The sequence below is a fragment of the Kitasatospora sp. NPDC051164 genome (genome assembly GCF_044455625.1).
GTDB lineage: Bacteria > Actinomycetota > Actinomycetes > Streptomycetales > Streptomycetaceae > Kitasatospora.
Genome location: NZ_JBITFB010000013.1, coordinates 13,041 through 37,936, shown reverse-complemented (window position 1 = coordinate 37,936; position 24,896 = coordinate 13,041). Strand labels below are relative to the sequence as shown.

Genomic DNA, 24,896 nt, shown 5'->3' with positions numbered 1-24,896 from the left:
GGGACACCGGGTGCAGGAGACTGCTGGCATCCGGTGGGTCGCGGAGAGGAAGGGGTGCTCATGGCTGCGGAGAGTGCGCGGAGAGCCTGGGGGCGGCCCCGGTCCGGCCCGGCGGAGCGGCAACTGGTCATGGCGGGCCTGTGCGCCGTCGTCTGCCTGGTGGCCGGGGGTCTGTGGATCGGCTACGTCCTGAGCCACCAGGGCGTCCCCGGGATCTCCCAACCCGCCCACCACCTGGCGGTCCTGGGCTACGGCCTCGCCGCCGTCGCGGGCGGGGTGCTGCTGCATGCGCACCGCCCGGGCAACCAGCTCGGCTGGGTGCTGCTCGCGTACGGGACGGCGCTGATCGTGCCGCTCGCCGCCCAGGCCCCGGTCTGGGGCGAGGTGGGCGACTCGCGGGTCGTCGGAGCCGTGGTGGTCCTGGTGTCGGCCGGATACACCGTCAGCGGCACCATCTGGCACGCGCTGCCACTGTGGCTGCCGTACGGGACCCTGCCGAGCCGCCGGTGGTGGTACGCGATCGGCGCCCTGGCCCTGTGGATGCTGCCCCAGGCCGGCTACTACGTCTACCAGCCCACGGTGTTCGGCCGGCCCAACCCGCTCGCCGGCAGCACCGTCGCCGAGTGGCTGCGGACGTTCAACGACCGGATGCACCTCACCCAGCTCGTCGTGTTCGTGGTGCTGACCGTCCTGGTGATCCTGGTCCCGCTCGCCCGCACCCGGGGGGTGCCCAAGCGGCGCCGGCAGAACGTCCTGCTCGCCCTCGGCGTCTACCTGCTGTGGGGCGGCGCCGAACTCGGCTACTACTTCGACGACCAGAGCACGCCCTCGTACGTCGCCTTCGCGGTCGCCTCCGCGCTGTGGACGCTCACCCTGGCTGCCGTCGTCGTCCGGGACGGCTCCTGGCGGCTCGACCGGGCGGCCCGGAGGGTCCTGGTCGGCCTGCTGATCGCCGCCGGACTGGTCGTGGTGTTCGTGCTGGTGGCCTGTGTGCTCTCCACCATGCTGATGCCCGGGCGGCGCGGTGCCGGGGCGCTGCTGCTGGTCGCCCTCGTCTTCCTGCTCGCGGCCGGCCTGCCGCGGGGCGTGGGCTGGGCCTCCGGCGTCGTCGACCGCTGGTACTACGGCGCGCGCGCCCAGCCGTACCAGGTGCTGCGCAGCCTCGCCGGACGGGTCAGCCAGACCGTCGACCCGCAGGACGTGCCGGCCGTGCTGTGCGCCACGGTCAGTGACGAACTCCGGCTGTCCGGTGTGGCGTTGACCGTCTCCACCCGTGGTGGCGAACGCCCGCTGGCCGCCGTCGGCGACCGCTCCGGCCGCGGCGAGGGCTTCGCCCTGGTCCACCGGGGCGCCGAGATCGGACGGCTCACCGTCGCCCCGCGCCCCGGCCAGCAGACCCTCGACGACAGCGACCGCGACATCCTGCGCTCGCTCGCCGACCAGGCCGCGCCCGCCGTCGCCTCCCTCCAGCTGATGGAGGACCTCCGGGCGAGCCGCGAGCAGATCGTCGCGGCCCGCGAGGAGGAGCGCCGCCAGCTGCGCCGCGACATCCACGACGGACTCGGCCCGCTGCTGGCCGGCCTGCGGCTGCGGCTGCAGGGGGCGGCCGCGGTGGACGACCCGGCGCTGTTCTCCGGCGCGCTGGAGCGGGTCGCGGACGACCTCGCCTCGGCGGTCCGGGAGGTCCGGCGGGTCACCGACCGGCTCGGGCCCACCGCGTTGGGCGACTACGGACTGTCCCGGGCGCTGGACCGGCTCGCGGAGACCTTCAGCGGCACCGACCTCGCCGTCACCGCCCGGCTGGAGCCGGATCCGCTGCCGGAACTGCCCGCCGCCGTGGAGGTCGCCGTCTACCGGATCACCGCGGAGGCGCTCAACAACGTGCTGCGGCACGCCCGGGCGAGCAGCGCCACGGTGTCCGTCCGGGTGGACGCCGGGGCGCTGGAACTCGTCGTCGAGGACGACGGCCAGGGCCCGGGCCGCAGTGGGCCGGCGCACCCGGGGGTGGGACTGCGGTCGATGTCCGAGCGGGCCGCGGAGATCGGCGGCAGCTGCACCGTCGACGCCCTGGGCCGCGGCACCCGGGTGCACGCGGTCCTCCCGCGCCGGCCCGCGGGCGGCTGAGTGCGGACGCCCCTTCGGTGGCACGCCACCGCCCCCGGCGCGACGGGCGGTCGGCCGGGGGCGGGACCTGCGGGGGATCAAGGAGCACAAGGGTTGACAACGGAATCAATTGCAGTTCGGCGGATTGGGGCAATGGGGCTTGGCCGGGCCGCCGCCGTGACCGTGCCCGAGGTGGGGTCGCGGCTTCGGCCTGCGGCTGCCCTTGACGCTCTCGACGCTCCTGACCGGGCACCTGCACGCCCGGGCGGCTGCGGCGAGGCTCACGGCGGCGAAGAGCGCGGCCGCACCGGCCGCCATCAGCGCCGTGCCGACCGTTCTGTCGGTCATGGTGACCTCCACGGTGGGTTCCGCAGGCCGGCCGCTCCGACCTGCTCCTCCATACCACCGCCGGTCCTGCCCCATCCGCATGGGGCGAGGGTCCTGTTCCGGTCCCGCTGAGCGCGAGGACGGTCACTGTGCGTGATGCCGGTGCGGGCGGCAGCTGGTCTGGTGTCCGGCACCTCCGCGGCCGGGCTCCGCTGAGTTGCACGGGACACCCCCGCGTTCCGGTCGGGGGGTGGTTTCGCAACCGCGGGAGCCTCTTCTGGAAGCGTAGCGGGGCGAACATCCTTTGCAACTCGGCCACTTGGGAACTCGGTGCAAGGGTGCAAAGGCGGAGGGGGTGGGAGGGAACGGGTTCGTTCACTAACATCGACAGTAGGCCCATGACAGTGGGCCCGTGAGGGAGAAACGCATTCGCCATTGCGTGGGCGGCCGAGCGCCTTTCACCATTCGCGGATACTGGCGGATCGGAGAACCACGGCGCGGGAGAATGTGTGTACCGGTGGGATCGAGGAAGGGCGACTGAAGAAGGTGCGCAGCCATGACCACTGATACGGATGCCGTGCGAGGACCGGTGACGGGCGCCCCGCTGCGGCGACGCGGCGAGGCGTTGGAGAGCGCCATCTACGAGGCGGTCCTCCAGCAGCTCACCACCGACGGCTACGCCCGGCTGACCATGGAGGGGGTGGCCGCCGCTGCGCAGACCGGGAAGGCCGCGCTCTACCGCCGCTGGTCCTCCAAGGAGGAACTGGTCATGGACGCGCTGCGGAACAGCCTGCCGCCCGGCGCGTCGGCCCCCGACACCGGCAGCCTGCGCGGGGACCTGCTGGAGGTGGTGGCCAGGCTGCGCGCCGCGATGTTCAGCGAGCTGGGCGCCGCCGTCCGGGCGATCATGAGCGAGCTCGACCACCAGCGGGCGCACGCCTTCGTGGAGATCGTGTTCGAGCGGGTGGTCGAGCCGACGACCGCACTGATGGCCGAGGTGCTGGAGCACGGCGCCGCACGCGGCGAGGTCCGCCCCGGGGCGGTCACCCCGCTGGTCACCGACCTGGTGCCGGCACTGATGCTGTACCGGATCAAGATGTGCGGCGGGGACGCGGTGCAGCTCGATCCGGAGGAGATCGTCGACGAGCTGCTGCTGCCGATCGTCCGTCCGTGACGGGCGCGGGTAGGACGATCGGCAGCAGCCCTCGGAATTCCGGCCCCGGAATCGGCCGGAATCGGGCCGGTGCCCATCCGGTTATCGGCCTGGTGCTCGTTCCGGTGTCTGTTCCGGTGCTCGCTCCCGTGCTCGATCCGGGGTAATTCCCGGGATTTTCGGTGAAGGCGCGGGCCGCGTTCACGCCCCGCTGTGGCGGAGCATCTCCTCGCGCTCGACGACCTTCACCCGCTCGCGGCCCTCGGCCTCGCCAAGCGCGCGCTCGTGGGCGTCGAGCAGCTGCCAGCCCGCCCAGGTGGTGTACCGGACGCCCTGGCCGCGCAGGTGCTCCTCGACCGCCGCCGGGTCCGGCTCGACGGCTCCGGGCAGACGGCCGGCCGCGTGGTCGTCCAGCAGGCAGGCGACGGTCTCGTTGGCGTCGCCCTTGGTGTGGCCGATCAGGCCGACCGGGCCGCGCTTGATCCAGCCGGTGACGTACGTGGCGGAGCGGTGCGAGCCGTCGCCGTCCTCGACCCGGCCGGCCGTGTGCGGGACGGTGCCCGAGACCGGGTCGAAGGGCAGCTTGGGCAGCTCGTCGGAGTAGTAGCCGACGGCCCGGTAGACCGCCTGCACGTCCCAGTCGGTGAAGCGGCCGGTGCCGCGCACGTTGCCGGTGCCGTCCAGCTCGGTGCGCTCGGTGCGCAGCCCGACCACCCGGCCGTCCTCGCCGACGACCTCCACGGGGGACTCGAAGAAGTGCAGGAAGATCCGGTGCGGGCGGTCCCCGACGTCGCGGATCGCCCAGTTCTCCAGCGTCGCCGCGACCAGGTCGACGTGCTTGACCGCGCGGCGCTCGGCGATCGAGCCGGCGTCGTACTCGATGTCCTCGGGGTTGACGATCACCTCGATGGTCGGGGAGTGGTCCAGCTCGCGCAGCTCCATCGGGCTGAACTTGGCCTGGGCCGGCCCGCGGCGGCCGAAGACGTGCACCTCGCGGGCGCGGTTGTGCCGCAGGCCCTCGTGGACGTTCCCGGGGATCTCGGTGGGCAGCAGCTCGTCGGCGGTCTTGGCGAGGATCCGGGCGACGTCCAGTGCGACGTTGCCGACGCCGAGCACCGCGACCTTCTCGGCCTCCAGCGGCCAGTTGCGCGGCACGTCCGGGTGGCCGTCGTACCAGGAGACGAAGTCGGCCGCGCCGTAGGAGCCGTCCAGCTCGATGCCGGGCAGGTCCAGCGGGCGGTCGGCCGTCGCGCCGGTGGCGAAGACGACGGCGTCGTAGAACCGGTGCAGGTCGTCCAGGGCGAGGTCGGACGGGTAGTCGACGTTGCCGAACAGGCGGACCTGCGGCTTGTCGAGCACCTGGTGCAGGGCCGACACGATGCCCTTGATGCGCGGGTGGTCGGGCGCGACGCCGTAGCGGATCAGGCCGAACGGGGCGGGCATCCGCTCGAACAGGTCGATCGAGACGCCGGGCGTCTGGGCGGCGTCGGACTTCAGCAGGGCGTCGGCGGCGTAGATGCCGGCGGGGCCGGCACCGACGATCGCGACTCTGATCGGGCGGGGCATGACGGGCGGTCCCTCCGGTCGGGCGCAGCGGGAGGTGGTCTGGACCCTTGCAGCCAACCCGGTGGTGGGACGGGGGTGTAGTCGGTTCCGGTCTATGGGGCCATAGAGACAAGCTATGACGGCGAGGACCGGTGGCCGGCTGGCGGCGCGGGCCGCCCGCCCGGTCACCGGTCGGGCAGCGCGCGGTCAGCTCCCGTCGGCCGAGGGCTGCGCCGGAACGGCGGGCGGCTGGGCCGGGGCCCTGACGGCCGAGGCGTCCGAGCCGCCTGTGCCGTCCGTGCCGGCCGAGCCGTCGGCGATCCGGGCGGCGGAGGCCTCGAAGAAGCGCAGCAGCTCCACCGGGAACGGCAGCACCAGCGTCGAGTTCTTCTCCGCCGCCACCTCGACCACGGTCTGCAGCAGCCGCAGCTGCATCGCCGCCGGGGTCTCGGCCATCTTGGCGGCCGCCTCGGAGAGCTTGGCCGCGGCCTGGAACTCGCCGTCGGCGGTGATGATCCGGGCCCGGCGCTCGCGGTCGGCCTCCGCCTGGCGGGCCATCGAGCGCTTCATCGAGTCGGGCAGGCTGACGTCCTTGATCTCCACCCGGTCGATGTGCACGCCCCAGCCGGTGGCCGGGCTCTCCAGCATGACCTCCAGCCCCTGGTGCAGGTTCTCCCGGCCGGAGAGCAGGTCGTCCAGTTCGCTCTTGCCGATGATGGAGCGCAGCGAGGTCTGGGCGACCTGCAGCATGGCGAAGGCGTAGTTCTGCACGTCCACGGTGGCCCTGATCGGGTCGATCACGCGGAAGTACAGCACCGCGTCGACGCTGACCGAGACGTTGTCCTTGGTGATGCCCTCCTGCGCGGGCACCGGCATGGTGATGACCTGCACGTTGACCTTGCGCATCCGCTCCAGCACCGGCATCAGCAGGGTGACGCCCGGCTCGCGGACCTGCTCGCGCACCCGCCCGAGCCGGAAGACCACACCGCGCTCGTACTGCTGCACCACCCGCACGCCGGTCATCAGCCAGAGCAGGAGCACCACGACCACGATCACGACCACTGCCACGATTTCGACCTCCCCCGTCGCGGCGCAGCCGGGCCGGGACCGGATGGGCCCTGTCGCGCGCTGCGAGCCGCGCAGGACAGTATGCGCCGGGGGAGGGAGGGGTGACAGGCGTGTGCACACCGGTTTTGACAGATCTTTAGCGGACGGTGGCCGGTCGGGGTGGCGGTCTGCTGCCGGCCCGGTGCGGGCCTGCGGGATCGAGGTCGGAACCCGGGGCCGTCGACCGGGATCGAGGTCGGAACCCCGGGCTGTCGACGGTGCTCACCGACACGCACGGGGCCGCGCTGTTGCTCGACTTGCCGCAGGCCGGACGCTTGGATGGGTGCGCCCTGGCCAACCCGACGGCCCCCGGCCAGCCGAGGAGTCACCACCGTGAACGACACCCCCGATGCCGCCGCCGTGGCCCGCCGGATCACCGAACGGCGCGAGCAACTCGGCCTGAGTGAGGAGGACCTGGCGCGCCGGGCCGCGATGGCCCCCCGCTACCTGCGGCACCTGCTCGAAGCCGGGCCCGTCTTCGACCCCGGAGGGTTCCTGCGGATCGCTGCCGCCCTCGGCAGCAGCCGGGCCGAAATCCTGGAGGGCCGCACCGACTCTCCGCCCGGACAGGGCGGCCCCGGCCCGCGCCCCGGCTGCAGAACCTCACCGAAGTCGAATGCTGGGAGCTCGTCGGCACCCACGGTATCGGCCGGATCGGCCTGCCGGTCGAGCCGGGACCGCAGGTCCTGCCCGTCAACTACGTCGTCGACCGGGCCTCCTTCGCCTACCGCACCGGCGCGCACGCGGGCACCGCCCCGGACGAGGGCGCCGTGGTCTCCTTCGAGGTCGACCACATCGACGAGTACCTCGGCCGCGGCTGGAGCGTGCTCGCCCTCGGCCCGGCGCACTACGTGGACGACCCGGACGAGTTGGAACGCCTGGCCGGCCTGCCCGGCGCGGCACCCTGGGCGGGCGGCGACCGGCCGTGCTGGGTCCGGATCCGCCCGCAGGAGATCACCGGGCGACGGCTGGTCTCGGGCTGAGGCGGCGGGTCGCCGGGCGAAGGGGTGGCCGGGGCGGGACGGGGTGTCGGCGCTGCCGCGGGGTCGGGGCGCGTCCGTCCGTCATCGGGTCAGGCAGTGCTGCTCACCGTCGGCAGGTGACCGGGTGCGGCCCGCGCCGCGTACCGCCGCGAGGTGGCGGGCCAGGGCGAGGGTGGCGAGTGCGGCGAGGAGTGTGCACACGCCCCACCAGCCGGTCCGGTTCCATACCCGGACGCCGAGCCAGGAGCCTGCGCTGCCGCCCAGGTAGGCGCAGGTCATGTAGGCGGTTCTGAGGCGGCCTCGGGCCTTCGGCCGCAGGGCGTTGACCCGGGTCTGGCTGGCGACCATGCCGCACTGCATCGCCACGTCGAGCAGCAGGGTGCCGACGGTCAGGGCGGCCAGGCCGAGCGGGCCGCCCCGGCCGCCCGCGGTGAGGACGGCGGCGGAGACGAGGACACCGAGCAGGCAGACCAGGTTCACGGGGTCGGGGCCGTGGCGGTCCACCAGCCGGCCGGCGTACGGGGTGCAGAGCACGGTGGCCGCGCCGACCAGGGCGAGCCCGCCGACCGCCCGGGCGTCCAGCCCGTACGTGGGGCCGGTGAGCAGGAGGGACAGGCAGGTCCAGACGGCGGAGAACCCGGCGAAGACGGTCGCCTGGTAGATGCAGGAGCGGCGCAGCTCGGACTCGTCGCGCAGCAGGCGCAGCGGTGCGGCGAGCAGGGCCGGGTACGGCGCGTGGGAGGTGGGGGCGGTGGCCGGGACGGTGCGGGCCAGGACGGCGGCGACCAGCAGGGTGAGGGCGGCGGCGGCCAGGTAGGGGGCCCGCCAGCCCAGCCACTCGCCGAGGGTGCCGCTGAACGTGCGGGCCAGCAGCATGCCGCCGGTGGACCCGCTGAGCAGGGCGCCGGTCACCCTTCCCTGGCGGTCGGGGCCCGCCAGGCCGGCCGCGAGCGTCCCGACGATCTGGGCGGCGACCGTGGTGAGGCCGACGGCGGCACTCGCCGCGACCAGGACGGGCAGGGTCGGCGCGCAGCCCGCGGCGAGCAGGGCCAGGCCGGTGAGGGTGAGCAGGGCGACGAGGAGCGGGCGGTGGGGGAGCCGGTCGCCGAGCGGGACGAGCAGGACGATTCCGGCGGTGTAGCCGAGCTGGGTGGCGGTGACGACGAGGGCCGCCGCGTCCGGGGGGACGTGCAGTCCGGCGGCGATCAGCGGGCCGACGGCCTGCGGGAAGTAGAGGTTGCCGACCGCGACGGCGCAGGTGACGGACAGCAGCAGGACCAGTCGGCGGGTCATCCGTCACCCCGCGCGGGGGCTCCGGCGGCGGTGCGCCGTACGGGAGTTGTGAGCGGGGTCGTCGGTGTCATGGCGCCAGTGCACGGCATCGTCGTGGCGCCGCCAATCGATGTAGCGTGGTGCTTGATGATCAGCTTCGTACTCGACGTCGAGGACCTCGCGGACACCCGGTTCGCGCTGTCGCCGCTGCACGAGGCCGTGCTGAGCCTGCGGGTGCTGCAGGACCCGGGGTTGTCGGCGCTGCACCTGCCGTGGCGCAGGTCGGTCCTCGGCCGGCTGGGGGCGCTCGACACCGGGCTGCTGATGTCCCTGGTCGCCCGCCGGCGCACCGTCCCCGACTTCCTGACGCCGATTCCCGGGAGTTTCGCGCCGGGCTTCGAGGAGGAGCTGTCGGTCGTGCGCCGGACCTCCCCGGCCCTGGTCCGCCGCGACCTGCGGCTGACGCACGCACCGGACCCGGTGCCGGAGGCCCTGCGGGTCGCGGCGGAGGGCGATGACGAAGCCGTCGCCGGGCTGCGCGACGCCCTGTGCGAACTCCTGCGCCGGTACTGGGAGTCGGCGATCGCGCCGGAGTGGCCGACGATGCGCCTGGTGCTGGAGGCGGACATGACGTACCGGGCTCGGCGGCTCGCCCTCGGCGGCGCCCGCCTGCTGTTCGCCGACATGCACCCGGACCTGCGCTGGCGGGGCGGCGTGCTGCACATCGACCGGATGATCAGCCGGCACCGTGTCGCGGCGGCGGGCCGGGGGCTGCTGCTCATACCGTCCGTGTTCGCGCACAAGCCCGCGCCGCCGCTCAGCCCGGAGGAGCCGCCGAGCCTGGTCTACCCGAGCCGGGGCGTGGCCACCCTGTGGGACTCCCCGCCGGCCGAGGGCCTGATCGGGCCGCGCGGCCTGACCGGCCTGGCCTCCCCGACCGGCCCGTCACCCCTGACCGCGCTGCTCGGCGCGCCGCGCGCCCGGCTGCTGGTTCTGCTGGCGGAGCCGTCGGCCACCGTGGAGGTCGCCCGCCGACTGCGGGTTACGCCGAGCGCCGTTTCCCAGCACCTGCGGGTCCTGTACGCGGCAGGCCTGGTCGCCCGGGCGCGCGACGGGCGGCACGTCCTGTACCGGCGCAGCGCGTTGGGCGACCAGGTGGTGGCCGGGCGCGCGGCGGGTTCGTAGCGGCGGGTTCGTGGCGGCGTTTCAGGAGGGGCGTCTACGAGCGGTACTGCCGCCAGTCGTCGAACCAGCGGCCGGAGATCGGGGTGTGGGCCCGCTTCTCCGGGGAGTCGGGGCGCTCCGCGTGCGCGAGGTCGTCGAGGTACCACTCGGTGAAGGTCGCCGGGCGGTCGTCGTCGGTGAGCAGCGGGTTGAGGCGGTCGCAGGTGCCCCGGCCGTCGAACCACATCGTGCCGCGCTGCGGGCCGCTGACCACGAGCAGGGTGGAGAAGCTGCAGCCGCCCGCGACCAGGAAGACCGCCCCGCTGACGCGGGCCTCGGCGGCGGCCTCCGCCTCCTCGCTCCAGGCGGCGTGCGCGGCGGCGAAGGCGGCGGGGTCGGCGTGGTCCTCCTCCTTCGGAGCGCGGTCCCAGACCTCCTCCTCGGCGGCGAGGGCGGTGTCGTGGTCGGGGAACGGGGTGCCGAGCCGGGCGAGGAGGGTGTCGTGGTCACCCCGCCAGCGCCAGCCGTGGTCGGAGCGGTGCAGCTCGCGGATGCGGTTGTGCTCGCTGCCCGCGCTGACGTGCAGCAGGTACCGGCGGTAGTCGGCGGGGAGGGCGAGGCCGAACTGTTCCTCGGCCTCCCGGATGTGGGCCTCGGTCAGCGGCGGCGGAAGGGGAGGACGCGGACCGCCCTGTTCGGCTTCCCGCTTCGCCCGCAGGGCGAGCGTCCGCCGCCGGACGTCGTCCCAGTCCACCTCCGATGTTCGCATGATCGGATTGTGTCAGGCGGCTGGGAGCCGGATCCCGGCGGACCCCGGCGGCCCCCGGCGGCCCCCCGGCGTTGCGTACGGTCCCTGCTCGGCCCGTGGACGCGCGCGCCGATGACTGGTATCCAGGCCACTGGGTAACCGGGCGGAGCCGGCCGCCGAGCCGGGACGTACGCGATGCCGGGACGTACCACCACCGGGACGTACCAGCAGGAGAGCAGGGGCGATGCGCAGAGTTCTGATCGTCGGCGCCGGGCAGGCCGGACTCCAACTGGCCCTGGGGCTGCAGTCCCACGGCTACGACGTGACGGTGCTGACGGACCGCAGCGCGGAGGAGGTGCGGGCCGGGCGGGTGCTCTCCTCCCAGTGCATGTTCGACTCCGCGCTGCGCACCGAACGCGCCCTCGGCCTGGACCTGTGGGCCGACGAGGCGCCCCGGATCGAGGGCGTCGGGGTGTCGGTGACCGGGCCGGAGTCGGCACGGGTGATCGACTGGGTCGGACGGCTGGACGCCTCCGCGCACTCCGTCGACCAGCGGCTGAAGATGGCCGCCTGGCTGGAGACCTTCGCCGAGCGCGGCGGCCGGGTGGAGCTGCGCAAGGTGACCGCCGCCGACCTGCAGCACCTGGCCGGCTCGTACGACCTGGTGCTGATCGCCTCCGGCAAGGGCCCGCTGGGCTCGCTGTTCGAGCGCGACCACGCGCGCTCGCCGCACGAGCGGCCCCAGCGCGCGCTGGCCGCCGCCTACGTGCACGGGCTCGCGCCGCGCCCCGAGCACGACTTCCCGGCGGTGCGCTGCAACCTGGTGCCCGGCATCGCCGAGCTGTTCGTGATGCCGGCCCTGACCCTGTCGGGGCCCTGCGACATCCTGCTCTGGGAGGCCGTGCCGGGCGGACCGGCGGATGCCTTCGACGGGATCCGCGACCCGGCGGAACACCTGCGGGTGACCCTGGAGTTGATGGAGACCTTCACCCCTTGGGAGTACGACCGGGCCCGGTCCGGCGTCGAACTCACCGACGCTGGCGCCACCCTGGCCGGGCGCTTCACCCCGGTGGTCCGCCACCCGGTCGGCGAACTGCCCGGCGGCAGCACGGTGCTGGGCGTGGCGGACGTGGTCGTCACCAACGACCCGATCACCGGGCAGGGCGCCAACAACGCCGCCAAGTGCGCGGCGGGCTACCTGGCGGCGATCCTCGCCCACGGCGACAAGCCCTTCGACCGCGACTTCCAGCAGGCCGCCTTCGACGGCTTCTGGGAGACCGCGGGCCCGGTCACCACGTGGACCAACGCGATGCTCGCCCCGCCGCCCCCGCACGTCCTCGACCTGCTCGTCGCGGCGGGCGAACACCCGGCCGTGGCCGACCGGTTCGCCAACAACTTCAACGATCCGGCGGACGTGGAGCGGTGGTTCCTCGACCCGGCGAAGGCCGCCGCCTACCTGGCCTCGGTCACGGCCGATAACTGAAAGGTCACAACCTTTCCGAATCGGGTGCGAACACGCGTTGATCATGGTGGGTTCGTGTCGCCCCCTCGCCGAGCGGGTATGCGGCTCGGGACACGAGCCGTACGGACATCCGGACAACAGGAGACACGTGGTGGCGGTCGACGGGGGCAACATGGCCCAGGCAGTGATCGATACGGCGTACAACGAGCGCAAACGGCTGCACACCGGCCGTAGCCGGACCACCGCCGTGGTCGTGCTGGGCCTGCTGGCCGCAGTCGGCCTCTTCCTGGCGCTGGTGGTCGGGAAGTCGGACCCGAACTCCGCGCCGACCTGCGACGGCAAGACCATGACCCGGGACAGCGAGTGCCGGATCTGGTCCAACCACGGCGGCGGGGGCACCTACTCCTACGACGAGATGATCGACCGCCGGGAGTCCTCGAGCAGCGTGTGGCGGTACATCGGCTTCGGCGGCGCCGGCCTCGCCGTCGTCCTGATGGTGGTCTCCTACAGCAAGCTGGACCCGAACCGCCCTTGGGGCAAGCCGGTCAGCGCGGCCTGCCCGCGCTGCCGGGAACTGAACCTGCGGGAGAAGGTCACCGTCCACAGCGTCACCAAGGGCCGCACCACCTACCGCTACAGCGGCATCGTCACCCTCTGCACCCCCGCCTGCGGCTTCTCCACGATCCGCCAGCGCTGACCGTCCGGTCCCTGGGCGTTCGGCGGGTGGCGACCCTCTCAGGCGGGAGGCTCGAATAGGTCGCCCGGCTCCCACCGACTACGCTCGGCCCCGATCGAACAAGTGATTGGGTGAACCGAGTGGGCAGGTGGGAGCGGGCGCTGGACGCCGCCGGCGTGCAGGACCCCGGACTGCGGGCCGACTACGGCCGGCAGCGGGAACAGGTCACCCGGTACAAGCGGGAGGTCACCCTGGCGGCCGGCCTGCTGCTGCCGGACCGCACGGTCCCGCACGTGATCGCGGCGGCCGCCTTCATGCACCGCACCGACACCCTGCTCGACAGCGGCCCCCTCGCGCAGCGCCGGGCGGCGTCCGCCCGCTGGCAGCGGGAGGTCACCGAGAGCCTCGCCGCCGGCCGCACCGACGACCCCGAGCTGCGCCCCCTGCTGAACAGCGTCGGCGCGCACCCCGCCCTGCGCGAGCGCGTCCTGGACTTCCTCGCCGCGGCGGACGCGGACCTCGACTTCACCGGGTTCGCCACCGAGGCGGAGTACCAGGCGTACGTGGACGGGTACTCGCTGCCCGGCTTCATGGTCGTCGCCGGCCTGCTCGGCCCGGCCGGCGACCAGGCGGTCTTCCGCGCCGCCTGCCGCACCTACATCGACGGCGCCCAGCGGCTCGACTTCGTCAACGACCTCGCGGAGGACCTGGCCGAGGGCCGGCTGACCGTCCCCGAGCAGACCCTGCGCGAGCACGGCGTCACCCGGGCCGACCTGGAACAGGCCCGCGACCTGCCGGCCGTCCGGACGCTGCTCGGCGACCTGCTCGACCGGGCCGACCGCACACTCGCCGAGGGCAGGGCCGTCAGCGAGCTGGTGCCGCCCGCCCACCGGCCGATGGTCCGCTGCCTCCTCGGGGTGGACGAGCTCATCAGCGCCGCCGCCCGCGCCGACCTGGGCGCGCTGCTCCGCCGCTCCGCGAGCCCCGCCAAGGCCGCCGCGCTGCGCCTGCTCGGCCGCGAGTACCTCCGGGCCCGGCGGCTCCGCGGCTGACGGGCCGAGCCATTCACGCGAGCCGCCGCTGACGTTCCGCCAGAAAGCCTTCCGGGCAGGCGAGTCGGGCCGGCAGCGCGGGCCAGGGCAGATGCCTGCCCGACGGGGCTTCCTCGGCGGAGTCCGTAGCCGACCTGCGGACTATACCCCGGTCGACACATCTTGAACGCACCAGCCCCGTAGGAAGCCGCTCCGCACCCAGGGCACCCAGCCCGCGGAGCGCCTCCGGCAGTCTGCCCGGCCTGCAGTCGATTTCGTCACCGATAGTCCCGTTCATGCTTCTCTGCGTGTTCGCGGGTGCAGAACCCGGCCCTTCATGCGTTCAGGAAGATAACAAAAAAGCCAACATGATCTCGTCTTGGATTTACTTCTTGACTCCATCTGACATCTGCGGGTTGACTCCCTCCCACTCCGCCGCACCGTCGCGGCGACGTCAGGGAGGCACCCCCACATGAACGCAACGATGCGTCGCGCCGTTATCGCCACCGCAGCCGTCTCGATGGCCCTGTCCATGGCCGCCTGCGGCAAGGCCGGCGGCGACAAGAAGGACTCCGCCGCGGGTGGTGACACCAAGTCGATCGGTCTGCTGCTGCCCGAGAACGCGTCCTCGACCCGCTACGAGTCCTTCGACAAGCCGTTCATCGAGGCCAAGGTCAAGGCCCTGTGCGCGGACTGCAAGGTGCTCTACAACAACGCCGAGGGCAGCGCCGCCAAGCAGAAGCAGCAGTTCGACACCCTGATAGCCCAGGGCGTGAAGGTGATCGTCCTCGACGCGTTCGACGCCACCTCCACCCAGTCCTGGGTCAAGGAGGCCGCCGCCAAGGGCGTCAAGGTCGTCGCCTACGACCGCCTGGCCACCGGCCCAGTCGCCGCCTACGCCTCCTTCGACAACGAGAAGGTCGGCGAACTCCAGGGCCAGGCCCTGGTCGACGCGCTCGGCGCGCAGGCCGCCGACGCCAACATCGTCATGATCAACGGCGACGACGCAGACCCGAACGCCGGCCAGTTCAAGTCCGGCGCGCACAAGGTGCTCGACGGCAAGGTGAAGAAGGTCGTCTACGAGCAGTCGGGCGAGTGGAAGCCCACCGTCGCCGGTCAGAAGATCGGTGCCGCGATCACCCAGTTCGGCAAGGACGGCTTCCAGGCCGTCTACTCCGCCAACGACGGCATGGCGGGCGCCATCATCACCCAGCTCCAGGGTGCGGGCATCAAGGTCCCGGTCGGCGGTCAGGACGCCGGCCTCGACGCCATCCAGCGCATCGTCAACGGGGACCAGGCCTACACGATCTACAAGGCCTACAAGCCGCTCGCCGACAGCGCTGCCGAACTGGCCGTCGACCTCCTGCAGGGCAAGGACGTCAAGACCGTCGCGACCGCCAGCGTCGACAGCGCCACCGACAAGGGCATCCCGGCCAAGCTGCTCGACCCCAAGGTCGTCACCAAGGCCAACATCAACGACACCGTCATCGCCGACGGCCTCTACAAGGCCGCCGACATCTGCACCGCGGACTACGCCGCCGCCTGCGCCACCGCCGGCCTGAAGTAGCACCGCCCGGGCCGGGCTCCCCGCATCCCCGGGGAGCCCGCCCGCAGCCGCGGCGGACCTCGGCCCGCCCCGACAACCCCTTTTGACGCTCACCCGCCCGCCCGCACGGCGCGCGGGCCACCCCGGCCGCCGACCCACCATCACGGCGCGCGGGAAGAAGGAGATGGTTCACGTGACAGGCGCACCCGTACTGGCGTTGCGCGGGGTCTCCAAGCGCTTCGGCGCTGTCCAGGCACTCACCGACGTGCACCTGGAGGTGCACGCAGGCGAGGTGGTGGCCCTGGTCGGCGACAACGGCGCCGGAAAGTCCACGCTGGTGAAGACCATCGCCGGCGTCCACCCGATCGACGAGGGAGCGATCGAGTGGGAGGGCCAGGCGGTCTCCATCGGCCGCCCGCACGACGCCCAGGCCCTCGGCGTCGCCACCGTCTACCAGGACCTCGCGCTGTGCGACAACCTCGACGTGGTCGGAAACCTCTTCCTCGGCCGTGAGCTGAAGCGCTTCGGCACGCTCGACGAGGTCGCGATGGAGAAGCGCGCCCGTGAACTCCTCGACACCCTCTCCATCCGCATCCCGAGCGTGCGCATCCCCATCGCCGCCCTCTCCGGCGGCCAGCGCCAGGTGGTCGCCATTGCCCGTGCACTCGTCGGCGACCCCAAGATCGTCATCCTGGACGAGCCCACCGCCGCCCTCGGCGTCGAGCAGACCGCCCAGGTCCTCGACCTCGTCGAGCGCCTGCGCGACCGCGGCCTCGGCGTCATCCTGATCAGCCACAACATGGCCGACGTCAAGGCCGTCGCCGACACCGTCGCCGTCCTGCGCCTGGGCCGGAACAACGGCGTCTTCGAGGTGGCGACCACCTCGCACGAGGTGATCATCTCCGCCATCACCGGCGCCACCGAGAACGCCGTCACCCGTCGTCAGGCCCGAATCGCGGAAGAAGCGAAGTGACCACCGAACAGACCACCCCCGCCCCGGCCGCCCCCGCGGTCGACCCCCGCCTGCTCGTCCGCGAGGCCGGCCTCGCCGGCTACCTCGCCGAGTTCAAGCGGAAGATGAAGAACGGCGATCTCGGCTCCGTGCCCGTCGTCCTCGGCCTGATCCTCATCGGCGCCATCTTCCAGGGCATCACCGGCGACTTCCTCAACGCCGACAACCTCACCAACATCACCAAGTGGATCGCCGGCCCCGGCCTGATCGCCGTCGGCATCGTCTTCGTGCTCCTCCTCGGCGAGATCGACCTCTCGCTGGGGTCCGTCGCCGGCGTCTCCGCCTCGATCGCCGCCGTCCTGTCCGTGCGCTCCGGCTACAACGAATGGGTCGCCTGCCTCATCGCCATCGGTGCCGCCGTCGCCATCGGCGCCCTGCACGGCTTCTTCTTCGCCAAGATCGGCGTCCCGGCCTTCGTCGTCACGCTCGCCGGCCTGCTCGCCTGGAGCGGCCTGCAGCAGTACGTGCTGGGCGACAAGGGCACCGTCAACGTCGTCAACGACGGCGTGGTGGCCAACCTGGACACGTACTTCCTCGGCGACGGCGACATCGCCTACACCTGGGGCCTCGCCGTCCTCGGCGTCGCGCTCTTCGCCGCCGGGCAGATCCTCGACGCCCGCCGCCGCGCCACCGCCGGCCTCGCCGCGCGCCCGATGAGCGAGATCGCGCTGCGCACCGGAGTCCTCGCCGTCATCGCGCTGACCGCCGCCTACATGCTCAACCAGGACCGCGGCCTGCCGCTGCCCCTGCTCGTCTTCCTGTCCGTCGTCGTCATCACCGACTTCGTCCTGCGCCGCACGAGCTACGGCCGGCAGGTCTTCGCCGTCGGCGGTGGCGTGGAGGCCGCCCGCCGTGCGGGCATCAACGTCGCCTGGATCCGGATTTCCGTCTTCATGATCTCCGCCGGCATGGCGGCCCTCGGTGGCCTGTTCATCGCCTCCCAGCAGGGTTCCGCGGACAAGATCCTCGGCGGCGGCAACGTCCTGATGAACTCCATCGCCGCGGCCGTCATCGGCGGCACGAGCCTGTTCGGCGGGCGCGGCAAGACCTGGTCCGCGCTCCTCGGCATCCTGGTCATCCAGTCGATCATCACCGGACTCGACCTGGTCCACGTCAACCAGGCCATTCAGTACATGATCACCGGTGCCGTCCTGCTCGCCGCCGTCGTCCTGGACTCCGTCTCCCGCCGCACCCGCAAGACCGCCGCGCGCTGACCCGGCGTGACACGCGGCACGGGCCGGCCCGGTACCCACCCCTCGGGTACCGGGCCGGCCCGCCGTGTCGTACCGGCCGGGAGCAACCCTGCCCGCGCTGACTGCTCCGGTCCGGGCTTGACGGCTCACCGCCTCGTCGAGGGCGGACCCGGGCGGAGGCGGCGAGGTGTGAGGGTGGACGCAGACGGCGTCCACAAACGGAACCGTCCTTTGTCGTAGGCGAGTTGCCAGGTCTGTCCGACCCCTGTGACGGCCCGGTGGGCGTGGCTAGCATGAGGCAGCCCAGTCAGAGATCCCAATGACCAGAATCACCGGGAGGATCCACATGAGCGCATTGATGACCGACATCCGCGACGCAGGCCTGCTGGACATCGACGAGGACACCCTCACCTTCGAGGACGAGCTCGACGCGGACCTCACGCCGGTCGCGTGTCTCGCCGACCCGTGGGTCACGTACGTTCCGACCCGCTTCCCGTGCGAGGTCGACTTCTGACCCGCTTCCCCTGCGAGATGAACGCCTGACCCGAGCGATCAGCCGGGCACGAAGCGGAACCGGGGAAGGGACGGACCATGGACGCACCACCCGACCCCGGCTCCGCCGAGTCGCTGCGACGCAGAGTCGAAGAGCTGTTGCGAAGCGGCGAGGTGCCGCAGCGAAGCGGCGAGGTGCCGCAGCGGAGGGGTGAGGCGCCGCCGAGAAGGGGCGAGGCGCTCGACGCCGCCACTCCCGTCCCGCGCGGGCCACTGCGCGAGGACGGGCCGTGGTGGTACCTCCAGGACCCGCGGATGCCGGAGCTGGCCCACGGATGGAAGCTGCACGTGTCCACCCGTCCGGGCGAACTGGCGGACCTGCTGGACGTGGTGGTCCCGATCCTGCTGCGCCACACCTGCGACGCGAAGTTCGCCCGGAGCGCGGCGGTGCTGCAGGAACTCAACAGCGGCCGCCACGGCGCCGCCGCCGTCGGCAAAGCCGTGACGCTCTACCCCCGGCCGGACGAAGTCCACGCCCTGGGCACGGAGTTGGCGCGGGCCCTGACCGGATGGGCCGGCCCCGCGGTGGTGAGCGACCGCCGGATCCGGCCGGACGCCCCGCTGTACTACCGCTACGGACCGTTCCGCGTCACGGACGACGAAGCGGAACGCGGGATGACCGGCCCCGACGGCTCGCCGTTCCCGGGCCTGGCCGAAGCCCGTTACCGCCAACCACCCTGGGCGAGGGACCCGTTCACCCCGCAGGGTGCCCCTGCCCGTCCGGCGACCACCCGGGTCGGCGACGGGCGCTACCGCATCACGGCGGGCATCACCCGCGCGCCGAGCGGCCACGTCTACCGCGCGGTCGAACTCGCCACCGGGCGCGAGGTGGTGGTCAAACAGGCCAGGGCCTTCGTCGCCGAGGACGGCGCCGGCACCGACGCACGCGGCCGGCTGCGGCACGAACACCGAGTGCTCGCCGCACTGGCCGGGGTGCCCGGAGTGCCGCCGCTGGTCGACTACTTCCGGCACGGCACCGACGAATACCTGGTCAGCGGCGCGTGCGGGAGACAGGACCTGCGCCGTGACGTCCTCACCTCCGGCCCGTACAGCGCCCTTGCGGTCGCAGGCCCCGGGGACGGTGGGCGCGACGGGTGGACACTGGCGCGCGGGCTGCTGCGGACCCTCGACGCGGTGCACGCGCGCGGCGTGGTGGTGTGCGACCTCAAACCCGCCAACGTGGTGCTCGACCCCGACGGCCGTGCCGCACTGGTCGACTTCGGCGTGAGCGCCCTGGCCGGCGACCGCCCACCGGGCGCCACCGCCGGCTACGGCCTGCCGGGCGGCACCGGCGACGACCCCACCGAAGACCACTACGCGCTGGGCACCACCCTGCACTACGCCCTCACCGGCCTCGACCCGGTCGTCATCGACCCCGACCCGGCGACCAACCGCGACCGCACCCTCGCCTGCCTGCGCGCCGCCCTCCCCGAGGCCGACCCGGTGGTGGACCTGGTCGCGGGGCTGCTGAGCTTCGACCCGGCGCAGCGCGCCGCAGCGGCCTCGCGACTGCGCCGCGCGCGTGCGGACGCCGCTCCCGTACGGCGGCGGCCGACGCGGCCCGGGCGCGCGCTGCCGGACGAGGCCCTCGACCACGCCGTCACCACGTGCGTACGGATGGCCCGCGAGCTGGTCGCCGCCGGCCCCGGCGCGGAGCGGCCCCGCACCCTGCTCTCCCTCTACGACGGCGCGGCCGGGCTCGGCCTCGAACTGCTGCAGCACGCGGACCGCCCGGACGCCCGCTCCGCCGCCGTCGACCTCGCCCGCTGGACCGCCGCCCACCCGGCCCTCGACCGCCTCGACGACTCCCTGTACCAAGGCCGTACGGGCGTCGAGCTGTTCCTCGCCGAAGCGGCGGCCGCACTCGGGACGGAACCGCTCCCCTCCGGTCTGCGTGCCGCGCCCGGCCTGGGCATGGGGACGGACCAGATCGCCGGTGCGGCCGGGATCGGCACCGGGCACCTGCTGCTCGCGGCCGTGGGCTCGGCCGTCGGCGGCTCGGCGGCCGTCGGCTCGGCGGGAGACCGGCAGCGCGCCGACCGGCACCGCGCGGCTGCCGCCCGCTGCGCCGCACGGCTGACGACCGGACCGCTCGACGAACCCGAGGACCCGCCCAACCCCGGCACCGCCGCCCTCGCGGAGGGCTTCGCGCACGGCCGGGCCGGCGTCGCCCACTTCCTGCTCGCGATGCCCGACGAGGCGTCGCAGCACACCGCCCGCCGGATCGTCGACGGCCTCGCCGCCGACCTCCCCCGGATCGCGGACGCCGCCCGCCGGCCCGGCGCGACCCGCCGCTACCTCTCCTGGTGCCGGGGACTGGCCGGACTCGGCACGCTGCTGGTCCAGGCCGGCCTCCGGTACGGCGACGAGGACCTGCTCGCCCTGGCCGCCGACGCCGCCGCCACCTGCCGAACCGTCGCCCCGAGGACCGCCCAGGTGTTCCGCTGCTGCGGCCTGGCCGGTGTCGGGGACCTCCTGATCGACCTGGCGGACGCCACCGCAGACGCCCGCCACTGGGCGGCGGCCGAGGACCTGGCGGGCCTCCTCCTCACCCGTGCCGGCGGCCCGCCGAACCGGCCGGTCTTCCCGGGCCGGCAACCGGACGCGGAGGCGCGCGCCTGGGCGGTCGGCACCCCCGGCGTCGCCACCTTCCTGCGCCGCCTGTCCCGGCGCGGCGGCCCGGTGCCGGGGCTGCTGCCGCTGCGCTGAGAAGCTTTGGAGGGTCTTCGCGGGTGGGGACCGGCCGCACCCGCGCTTCGGTGTACTCCCAACTCCAGGTGATGAAAGGAATGTTCGGCACCTTCGTCGGTGGCACGTGGCATGTCGGTCGCGGATCGCTCAAGCGCGGCTGAAGGAGTGACGGGGATGCGCCGCCGGTGCACGGACTACCGGCCCCGACCTGGTCGTCAGCCTGGACGACCACGTCGGCCTCAACGCCCTGCCCGAGGCGCAGCCCCGGCTGGACTTCCTCTTCACCGGCCCGCCCCCGGTGCCCTCGACCGAGCGCCTGCCCGGCGCCCCCGCACCGGTCACCGACCTGACCGACCTGCTGGAACGCACCGTGGCTCGGCGACTGGGCTGCCTGCGTGGCGGATGCCGCCGCCCGGATGCGGGCAGTCCCGCCGACGGGAGGCGCCGAACGCCTCTCCTGGGTCTGGGCCTCCCAGCTGCACATGCTGTTCAACCGGCTCGGCGTCGGCCCCGACGAGGAACGGGCGGTCTGTCGCCTCGCCGCCCGGACCCTGCTGGAGACCGAGCAGTCCTTCACCTTCTTCCCCGCCGACCACCACGCCCCGGACCACCAGGACCTGGAGCGCAGCAAGTTCCGGATCGGCCGCACCGAGGACACCACCCTGCGCGACCTGCCGCCCACCCCCGCCCCACAGCCCCGGCCCGGCGACGTCCCACTGCCCGCCGACCCCCTGCCGGTCGTCACCCTCGCCGACGCGCTGCACACCTGCCGCTCCACCCGCGGCGTCCTGACCGGCCCGCTCGCCGCCACCACGCTCGGCAGCCTCCTGTGGTCCGCCCACGCCCAGGGTCCCGACACCGGCCACCGCCCGTACCCAGCGCGGGCGCCCTGCACACCGTCCGCCTCCGCCTGGTCGCCCTCGCCGTCGACGGCCTGCCCGCCGGCACCTACCAGTGCCTCCCGGAACACCGCCGCCTGCGCCCCCTCGGGCCGCCGCCCGCCCTCGACGACCTCAAGGCCCTCTCCTCCTACCTCTTCCGGCCGGCCGCCGACCCGGCGGCGATCGGCATCGACCGGGCCCCCGCCGTCCTCGCCGTCTACCTCGACCTCGCCCTCCTGCGCCGCCACTACGGCCTGCGCGCCCTGCGCCTCGGCCTCCTCGAAGCCGGCCACCTCACCCAGAACCTCCTCCTCACCGCCGCCGCCCACGGCCTCGGCACCACCCCCCTCGGCGGCCTCCAGGACGACCTCGCCCACGAACTCCTCGGCCTCGACGACCTGGAGGAGCCCATCCAGTACCTCCTCCCGCTGGGTCGGCCGGCGGTGGCGTGAAGCCGTGGCACCAACCAATGGTGCTCGCGTACCGCCGCCCACGTCCTGGAGGCAGGACCACGATCGGGAGGTGGAGATGGGCGGGCCCGCGCTCGCTGCGGCCCGGTCGGCGGGACGCCGTAGAGTGCCTGGCATGTCGGATGACGAAGTGCGGCGGATCAACGCCTTCCTGGCCGCTTTCGCGCGTCGGCGGGCCGAGCGAACGGTCGAACTCCCGGGCGGGTTCGCGGTGTTCGACGACCGCTTCGCGGGCTCGTGGTCGAACAACCAGGTCTTCGTCGACCGCACCGACACGGAGCCGGCCGCCCTGCCCGGCCTCGTCGACGAGGTGATGGGCGAGCGGCCGTTCCGTCTGGTGTCCGTACTGGACGGGGAGTTCGGGGAGGCGTGCGTCGAGCCGTTCCGGCGGGCAGGGTACCGGCACAGCACCTACCTGGTGATGCTGCACACCGGCCCGACCCCCGCCGTCGGCGAAGGGCGCCGCGTCGAGGAGGTCGACCTGGAGGCGATCCGGGAGCCGCTCTCGGCGAGTTGGCGGACGGCGCTTCCGGCGGCGGGCGAGGAGGTGGTCCGGTCGCTGGTCGACCGGCGGGTGACGTTCCGGCGCGGGGCCGAACGCGTCCAGCTCCTCGGCGCACGGGCGGACAACGGCGAGGTGGCCGCCTGGACCGACCTCTACCTCGAACCCGTCCTCGGGATCGCCCAGGTCGAGGACCTGCTCACCGCCGAGGCACACCGCCGGCGCGGCCACGCCGATGCCGTCCTGGCCACCGCCCTGCGCCGTGCGACGGACGCCGGCTGCGGCACGCGCTTCCTGATCGCGGAGTCCGACGACTGGCCGCGAAACTGGTACGCGCGCCGGGGCTTCGAGGTCATCGGGCACACCCACGGCTTCGAGCGCACCTGACCCGGACGAACCGGCGCGATTCCCTCACTACGCGCCTTCGGCGGCTCTGCGGACCGCTGAGGAACGTCCGGCGCCGCGCCGCGCCACCGTTGGCGGAGGTGCGAAGGCGCGAAGAGCCGGGCGGCGTGGTCAGGACGGGTCAGTCCGCGAGGCCCAGGGGGTCGGGGGCGCTCTCCAGCAGCTCGGGGCCGTTGTTGCGGACGCTGTTGACGGTGGGGGAGACGGCGCGGACGCGCAGGTCGCCGTCGGCGGGGCGGTGCAGGAGGTGGTGGAGTTCGGCGGGGTCGGTGTGGGCGGGGGAGAGCCAGCCGGGGAGGTCGTCGGGGGTGATGGTGAGGGGCATCCGGTCGTGGATGCGGCCGGCGCTGTCGGTGGCGTCGGTGGTGATGACGGTGGCGGTGGCGAGCCAGGCGAGCGGGTCGTCGTCGGGGCGGGTGCGGTCGCGCCAGAACTCGTAGAGGCCGGCCATCAGCATCAGGCCGCCGGTGCTCAGGAAGTACGGCTGCTTGTACTTCTTGCGGTCGGCGGTGGCGGGGACCTCGCGCCACTCGAAGTAGCCGTCGGCGGGGATGACGCAGCGGCGGGCGGTGAAGGCCTTGCGGAAGGCGGGCTTGGTGTCGACCGTCTCCGAACGGGCGTTGATCATGCGGGCGGCGCCGGACGGGTCCTTGGACCAGGGCGGGACCAGTCCCCAGCGCAGCGGGCGCAGTTGGCGTAGCAGCTCGCCGGTGTCCCGGTCGACGCGCTCCAGGACGGCGGGGACCGGGTCGGTGGGGGCGACGTTCCAGCTCGGCGCGAAGCTCTCGGCCGGGTCCCAGCGGAGTTCTCCGAGGAGCGAGACGAGGTCCTGGGGCGTGGTGGTGGAGACGAAGCGGCCGCACATGCCCCCCAGCCTGCCACCCCCGACGGACAACCGGGCCGCGACGGGGCCATCGCCGGACTGCATCCGGGCCATGACCGGGCCGAAGGGGCAGGGGTCAGCGCGGCTCGTGGCCGCCGTGTGGGCGTGGTGCAGCCGCAGCTGGGGCGAGGCGCGCAGCTGGTGGTGGACGAGCCGTGGCGCCTCAGCGGGGGAGCTGCCCGTGCTCCGTCCACGGGCGCAGCTTCTCCGGGTTGCGGACCGCCCAGATGCGGGTGATGCGGCCGCCGTCCACTCCGAAGGCCGCCACGGTCGCGGTGACACCGGCGAGCTGGGCGACCAGGCCGGGTCGGCCGTTGACCGTCCGCTCCAGGAGGGTGAGCCCGGGGGCCTTGTCGGCGATGTGGATCAGGTACTGCGCGATCCGCTCGGCGCCGAGGACGGGGCGCAGGACGGCGCCGACCAGGCCGCCGCCGTCGGCGGCCATCGTGGCGTCGGGGGCGAGCAGGCCGACCAGGGCCTCGATGTCCCTGGCCTCCCAGGCCTCCTTGAAGTGCCGCACCAGACCGGCCTGCCCGGCCCTGGGGACGGTCGGCGGCTGAGCGTCGCGCACCCTGCGGCGGGCCGAGGAGGCCAGCTGCCGGCAGGCCGCGGGGGTGCGGCCGACGATCTCGGCGACCTCGGGGAAGGGGTACCGGAAGACGTCGTGCAGGATGAAGGCCACGCGTTCGGCCGGGGTCATCGCCTCCAGGACGACGAGGAAGGCCATGTTCACCGACTCGTCCAGGGTGACCCAGTCGGCCGGGTCGGCCGCCCTCTCCCGGCCGCCGCCCGGCCCGCCGATCCACTCCGTACGGTCGGGCAGTGGCTCGGGTATCCACTCGCCGACGTAGCGCTCGCGCCGGACCCGCGCCGATCCGAGCAGGTCCAGGCAGACGCGGGTGGCCACCGTCGTCAGCCAGGCGCCGGGCGCGGCGACGGCCTCCTGCCGCTCCCGCGGCATCGCGTACCAGCGGGCGTACGTCTCCTGGACGGCGTCCTCGGCCTCGGCCAGTGAACCGAGCAGCCGGTAGGCGAGGTTGATCAGCTGCCGCCGCTCGCCGACGATCACGCTCAGGTCCGGTTCGAAGGGACTGTCGTGCGGTCGGTCTTGCGGTCCGTCGTGCGACCGGCCGGGTCCGGGCTCGGAGGGGGTGCTCATGGTCGGGGCCGCTCCCTGGTCCGCTCGTTCG

At 73.6% G+C, this 24,896-nt stretch carries 21 protein-coding genes; 14 read left to right on the top strand and 7 right to left on the bottom strand.

What is annotated here, in order from left to right; genetic code table 11:
* The first annotated feature begins 60 nt into the window (after nucleotides 1-60).
* On the top strand, nucleotides 61-2,124 hold the full coding sequence (locus tag ACIBEC_RS20300) for an ATP-binding protein (protein WP_360501941.1): 2,064 nt from the start codon (nucleotides 61-63) through the stop codon (nucleotides 2,122-2,124).
* Between the two features lie 105 nt (nucleotides 2,125-2,229).
* On the opposite strand, the gene ACIBEC_RS20295 is transcribed toward ACIBEC_RS20300, so the two are convergent.
* Entirely contained in the window at nucleotides 2,230-2,451 is a 222-nt protein-coding gene (locus tag ACIBEC_RS20295) for a hypothetical protein (protein WP_360501944.1), read from the bottom strand.
* 535 nt (nucleotides 2,452-2,986) lie between these two features.
* Between ACIBEC_RS20295 and ACIBEC_RS20290 the strand changes: the two genes are divergently transcribed.
* Nucleotides 2,987-3,604, top strand: a complete 618-nt coding sequence (locus tag ACIBEC_RS20290; protein WP_360501947.1) for a TetR-like C-terminal domain-containing protein — start codon at nucleotides 2,987-2,989, stop codon at nucleotides 3,602-3,604.
* A 180-nt stretch (nucleotides 3,605-3,784) separates the two neighbouring features.
* Here the strand turns inward: ACIBEC_RS20290 and ACIBEC_RS20285 are convergent, their stop codons facing one another.
* Both ACIBEC_RS20285 and ACIBEC_RS20280 read right to left on the bottom strand, forming a co-directional pair.
* Entirely contained in the window at nucleotides 3,785-5,149 is a 1,365-nt protein-coding gene (locus ACIBEC_RS20285) for an FAD-dependent oxidoreductase (protein ID WP_360501950.1), read from the bottom strand.
* A gap of 186 nt (nucleotides 5,150-5,335) precedes the next feature.
* Nucleotides 5,336-6,151 (bottom strand): slipin family protein, encoded by an 816-nt coding sequence (locus tag ACIBEC_RS20280; protein WP_360502020.1) that lies wholly within the window; start codon nucleotides 6,149-6,151, stop codon nucleotides 5,336-5,338.
* Between the two features lie 677 nt (nucleotides 6,152-6,828).
* Here ACIBEC_RS20280 and ACIBEC_RS20275 point away from each other — a divergent pair.
* Nucleotides 6,829-7,218 (top strand): pyridoxamine 5'-phosphate oxidase family protein, encoded by a 390-nt coding sequence (locus tag ACIBEC_RS20275; RefSeq protein WP_360502023.1) that lies wholly within the window; start codon nucleotides 6,829-6,831, stop codon nucleotides 7,216-7,218.
* Nucleotides 7,219-7,299: 81 nt separating this feature from the next.
* Here the strand turns inward: ACIBEC_RS20275 and ACIBEC_RS20270 are convergent, their stop codons facing one another.
* Nucleotides 7,300-8,511, bottom strand: coding sequence for an MFS transporter (locus tag ACIBEC_RS20270; RefSeq protein WP_360501953.1), 1,212 nt, complete (start codon nucleotides 8,509-8,511; stop codon nucleotides 7,300-7,302).
* A gap of 126 nt (nucleotides 8,512-8,637) precedes the next feature.
* Here ACIBEC_RS20270 and ACIBEC_RS20265 point away from each other — a divergent pair, with 126 nt between their 5' ends.
* Nucleotides 8,638-9,675, top strand: coding sequence for an ArsR family transcriptional regulator (locus tag ACIBEC_RS20265; protein WP_360501955.1), 1,038 nt, complete (start codon nucleotides 8,638-8,640; stop codon nucleotides 9,673-9,675).
* A 34-nt stretch (nucleotides 9,676-9,709) separates the two neighbouring features.
* Here the strand turns inward: ACIBEC_RS20265 and ACIBEC_RS20260 are convergent, their stop codons facing one another.
* Complete coding sequence (locus ACIBEC_RS20260; RefSeq protein ID WP_360501957.1) at nucleotides 9,710-10,423, bottom strand: SMI1/KNR4 family protein; 714 nt, start codon at nucleotides 10,421-10,423, stop codon at nucleotides 9,710-9,712.
* 223 nt (nucleotides 10,424-10,646) lie between these two features.
* Here ACIBEC_RS20260 and ACIBEC_RS20255 point away from each other — a divergent pair, with 223 nt between their 5' ends.
* The 10 genes from ACIBEC_RS20255 to ACIBEC_RS20210 all read left to right on the top strand — a co-directional run bounded on the left by ACIBEC_RS20255 (nucleotide 10,647) and on the right by ACIBEC_RS20210 (nucleotide 22,805).
* Nucleotides 10,647-11,885, top strand: a complete 1,239-nt coding sequence (locus ACIBEC_RS20255) for a styrene monooxygenase/indole monooxygenase family protein (protein WP_360501960.1) — start codon at nucleotides 10,647-10,649, stop codon at nucleotides 11,883-11,885.
* A 130-nt stretch (nucleotides 11,886-12,015) separates the two neighbouring features.
* Nucleotides 12,016-12,561 (top strand): hypothetical protein, encoded by a 546-nt coding sequence (locus tag ACIBEC_RS20250; protein WP_360501963.1) that lies wholly within the window; start codon nucleotides 12,016-12,018, stop codon nucleotides 12,559-12,561.
* A 110-nt stretch (nucleotides 12,562-12,671) separates the two neighbouring features.
* A complete protein-coding gene (locus ACIBEC_RS20245) occupies nucleotides 12,672-13,592 on the top strand; it encodes a phytoene/squalene synthase family protein (protein ID WP_396288243.1) in 921 nt (306 codons plus the stop codon).
* Nucleotides 13,593-14,043: 451 nt separating this feature from the next.
* The gene (locus ACIBEC_RS20240) at nucleotides 14,044-15,138 is read left to right on the top strand and encodes a substrate-binding domain-containing protein (RefSeq protein WP_360501968.1); all 1,095 of its coding nucleotides are present in this window, start codon (nucleotides 14,044-14,046) and stop codon (nucleotides 15,136-15,138) included.
* A 163-nt stretch (nucleotides 15,139-15,301) separates the two neighbouring features.
* Nucleotides 15,302-16,090, top strand: a complete 789-nt coding sequence (locus ACIBEC_RS20235) for an ATP-binding cassette domain-containing protein (RefSeq protein ID WP_360501970.1) — start codon at nucleotides 15,302-15,304, stop codon at nucleotides 16,088-16,090.
* Entirely contained in the window at nucleotides 16,087-17,343 is a 1,257-nt protein-coding gene (locus ACIBEC_RS20230; protein ID WP_360501972.1) for a sugar ABC transporter permease, read from the top strand. Before ACIBEC_RS20235 ends, ACIBEC_RS20230 begins: the two co-directional genes overlap by 4 nt.
* A 325-nt stretch (nucleotides 17,344-17,668) precedes the next feature.
* Nucleotides 17,669-17,836 (top strand): SflA family class IV lanthipeptide, encoded by a 168-nt coding sequence (locus ACIBEC_RS20225; protein WP_360501975.1) that lies wholly within the window; start codon nucleotides 17,669-17,671, stop codon nucleotides 17,834-17,836.
* Nucleotides 17,837-17,913: 77 nt separating this feature from the next.
* Nucleotides 17,914-20,583, top strand: coding sequence for a class IV lanthionine synthetase LanL (gene lanL, locus ACIBEC_RS20220; protein ID WP_360501977.1), 2,670 nt, complete (start codon nucleotides 17,914-17,916; stop codon nucleotides 20,581-20,583).
* An 811-nt stretch (nucleotides 20,584-21,394) separates the two neighbouring features.
* A complete protein-coding gene (locus ACIBEC_RS20215; RefSeq protein WP_360501980.1) occupies nucleotides 21,395-21,898 on the top strand; it encodes a SagB/ThcOx family dehydrogenase in 504 nt (167 codons plus the stop codon).
* A 133-nt stretch (nucleotides 21,899-22,031) separates the two neighbouring features.
* A complete protein-coding gene (locus ACIBEC_RS20210) occupies nucleotides 22,032-22,805 on the top strand; it encodes a GNAT family N-acetyltransferase (protein WP_360501983.1) in 774 nt (257 codons plus the stop codon).
* A gap of 139 nt (nucleotides 22,806-22,944) precedes the next feature.
* Here the strand turns inward: ACIBEC_RS20210 and ACIBEC_RS20205 are convergent, their stop codons facing one another.
* Nucleotides 22,945-23,688 carry an SOS response-associated peptidase gene (locus ACIBEC_RS20205; RefSeq protein ID WP_360501986.1) on the bottom strand — a complete coding sequence of 248 codons (744 nt, stop codon included), beginning with the start codon at nucleotides 23,686-23,688 and terminating at the stop codon, nucleotides 22,945-22,947.
* Nucleotides 23,689-23,869: 181 nt separating this feature from the next.
* Nucleotides 23,870-24,865 (bottom strand): RNA polymerase sigma factor SigJ, encoded by a 996-nt coding sequence (sigJ, locus tag ACIBEC_RS20200; RefSeq protein ID WP_360501989.1) that lies wholly within the window; start codon nucleotides 24,863-24,865, stop codon nucleotides 23,870-23,872.
* Nucleotides 24,866-24,896: the final 31 nt, after the last annotated feature.

Excerpts from the sequence above, each read along its gene's own strand:
- ACIBEC_RS20300 (WP_360501941.1), top strand. The coding sequence starts at position 61 with ATGGCTGCGGAGAGTGCGCGGAGAGCCTGGGGGCGGCCCCGGTCCGGC.
- ACIBEC_RS20295 (WP_360501944.1), bottom strand. The coding sequence starts at position 2,451 with ATGACCGACAGAACGGTCGGCACGGCGCTGATGGCGGCCGGTGCGGCC.
- ACIBEC_RS20290 (WP_360501947.1), top strand. The coding sequence starts at position 2,987 with ATGACCACTGATACGGATGCCGTGCGAGGACCGGTGACGGGCGCCCCG.
- ACIBEC_RS20285 (WP_360501950.1), bottom strand. The coding sequence starts at position 5,149 with ATGCCCCGCCCGATCAGAGTCGCGATCGTCGGTGCCGGCCCCGCCGGC.
- ACIBEC_RS20280 (WP_360502020.1), bottom strand. The coding sequence starts at position 6,151 with ATGACCGGCGTGCGGGTGGTGCAGCAGTACGAGCGCGGTGTGGTCTTC.
- ACIBEC_RS20270 (WP_360501953.1), bottom strand. The coding sequence starts at position 8,511 with ATGACCCGCCGACTGGTCCTGCTGCTGTCCGTCACCTGCGCCGTCGCG.
- ACIBEC_RS20265 (WP_360501955.1), top strand. The coding sequence starts at position 8,638 with ATGATCAGCTTCGTACTCGACGTCGAGGACCTCGCGGACACCCGGTTC.
- ACIBEC_RS20260 (WP_360501957.1), bottom strand. The coding sequence starts at position 10,423 with ATGCGAACATCGGAGGTGGACTGGGACGACGTCCGGCGGCGGACGCTC.
- ACIBEC_RS20255 (WP_360501960.1), top strand. The coding sequence starts at position 10,647 with ATGCGCAGAGTTCTGATCGTCGGCGCCGGGCAGGCCGGACTCCAACTG.
- ACIBEC_RS20240 (WP_360501968.1), top strand. The coding sequence starts at position 14,044 with ATGAACGCAACGATGCGTCGCGCCGTTATCGCCACCGCAGCCGTCTCG.
- ACIBEC_RS20235 (WP_360501970.1), top strand. The coding sequence starts at position 15,302 with ATGGTTCACGTGACAGGCGCACCCGTACTGGCGTTGCGCGGGGTCTCC.
- ACIBEC_RS20225 (WP_360501975.1), top strand. The coding sequence starts at position 17,669 with ATGAGCGCATTGATGACCGACATCCGCGACGCAGGCCTGCTGGACATC.
- lanL (WP_360501977.1), top strand. The coding sequence starts at position 17,914 with ATGGACGCACCACCCGACCCCGGCTCCGCCGAGTCGCTGCGACGCAGA.
- ACIBEC_RS20210 (WP_360501983.1), top strand. The coding sequence starts at position 22,032 with ATGTCGGATGACGAAGTGCGGCGGATCAACGCCTTCCTGGCCGCTTTC.
- ACIBEC_RS20205 (WP_360501986.1), bottom strand. The coding sequence starts at position 23,688 with ATGTGCGGCCGCTTCGTCTCCACCACCACGCCCCAGGACCTCGTCTCG.
- sigJ (WP_360501989.1), bottom strand. The coding sequence starts at position 24,865 with ATGAGCACCCCCTCCGAGCCCGGACCCGGCCGGTCGCACGACGGACCG.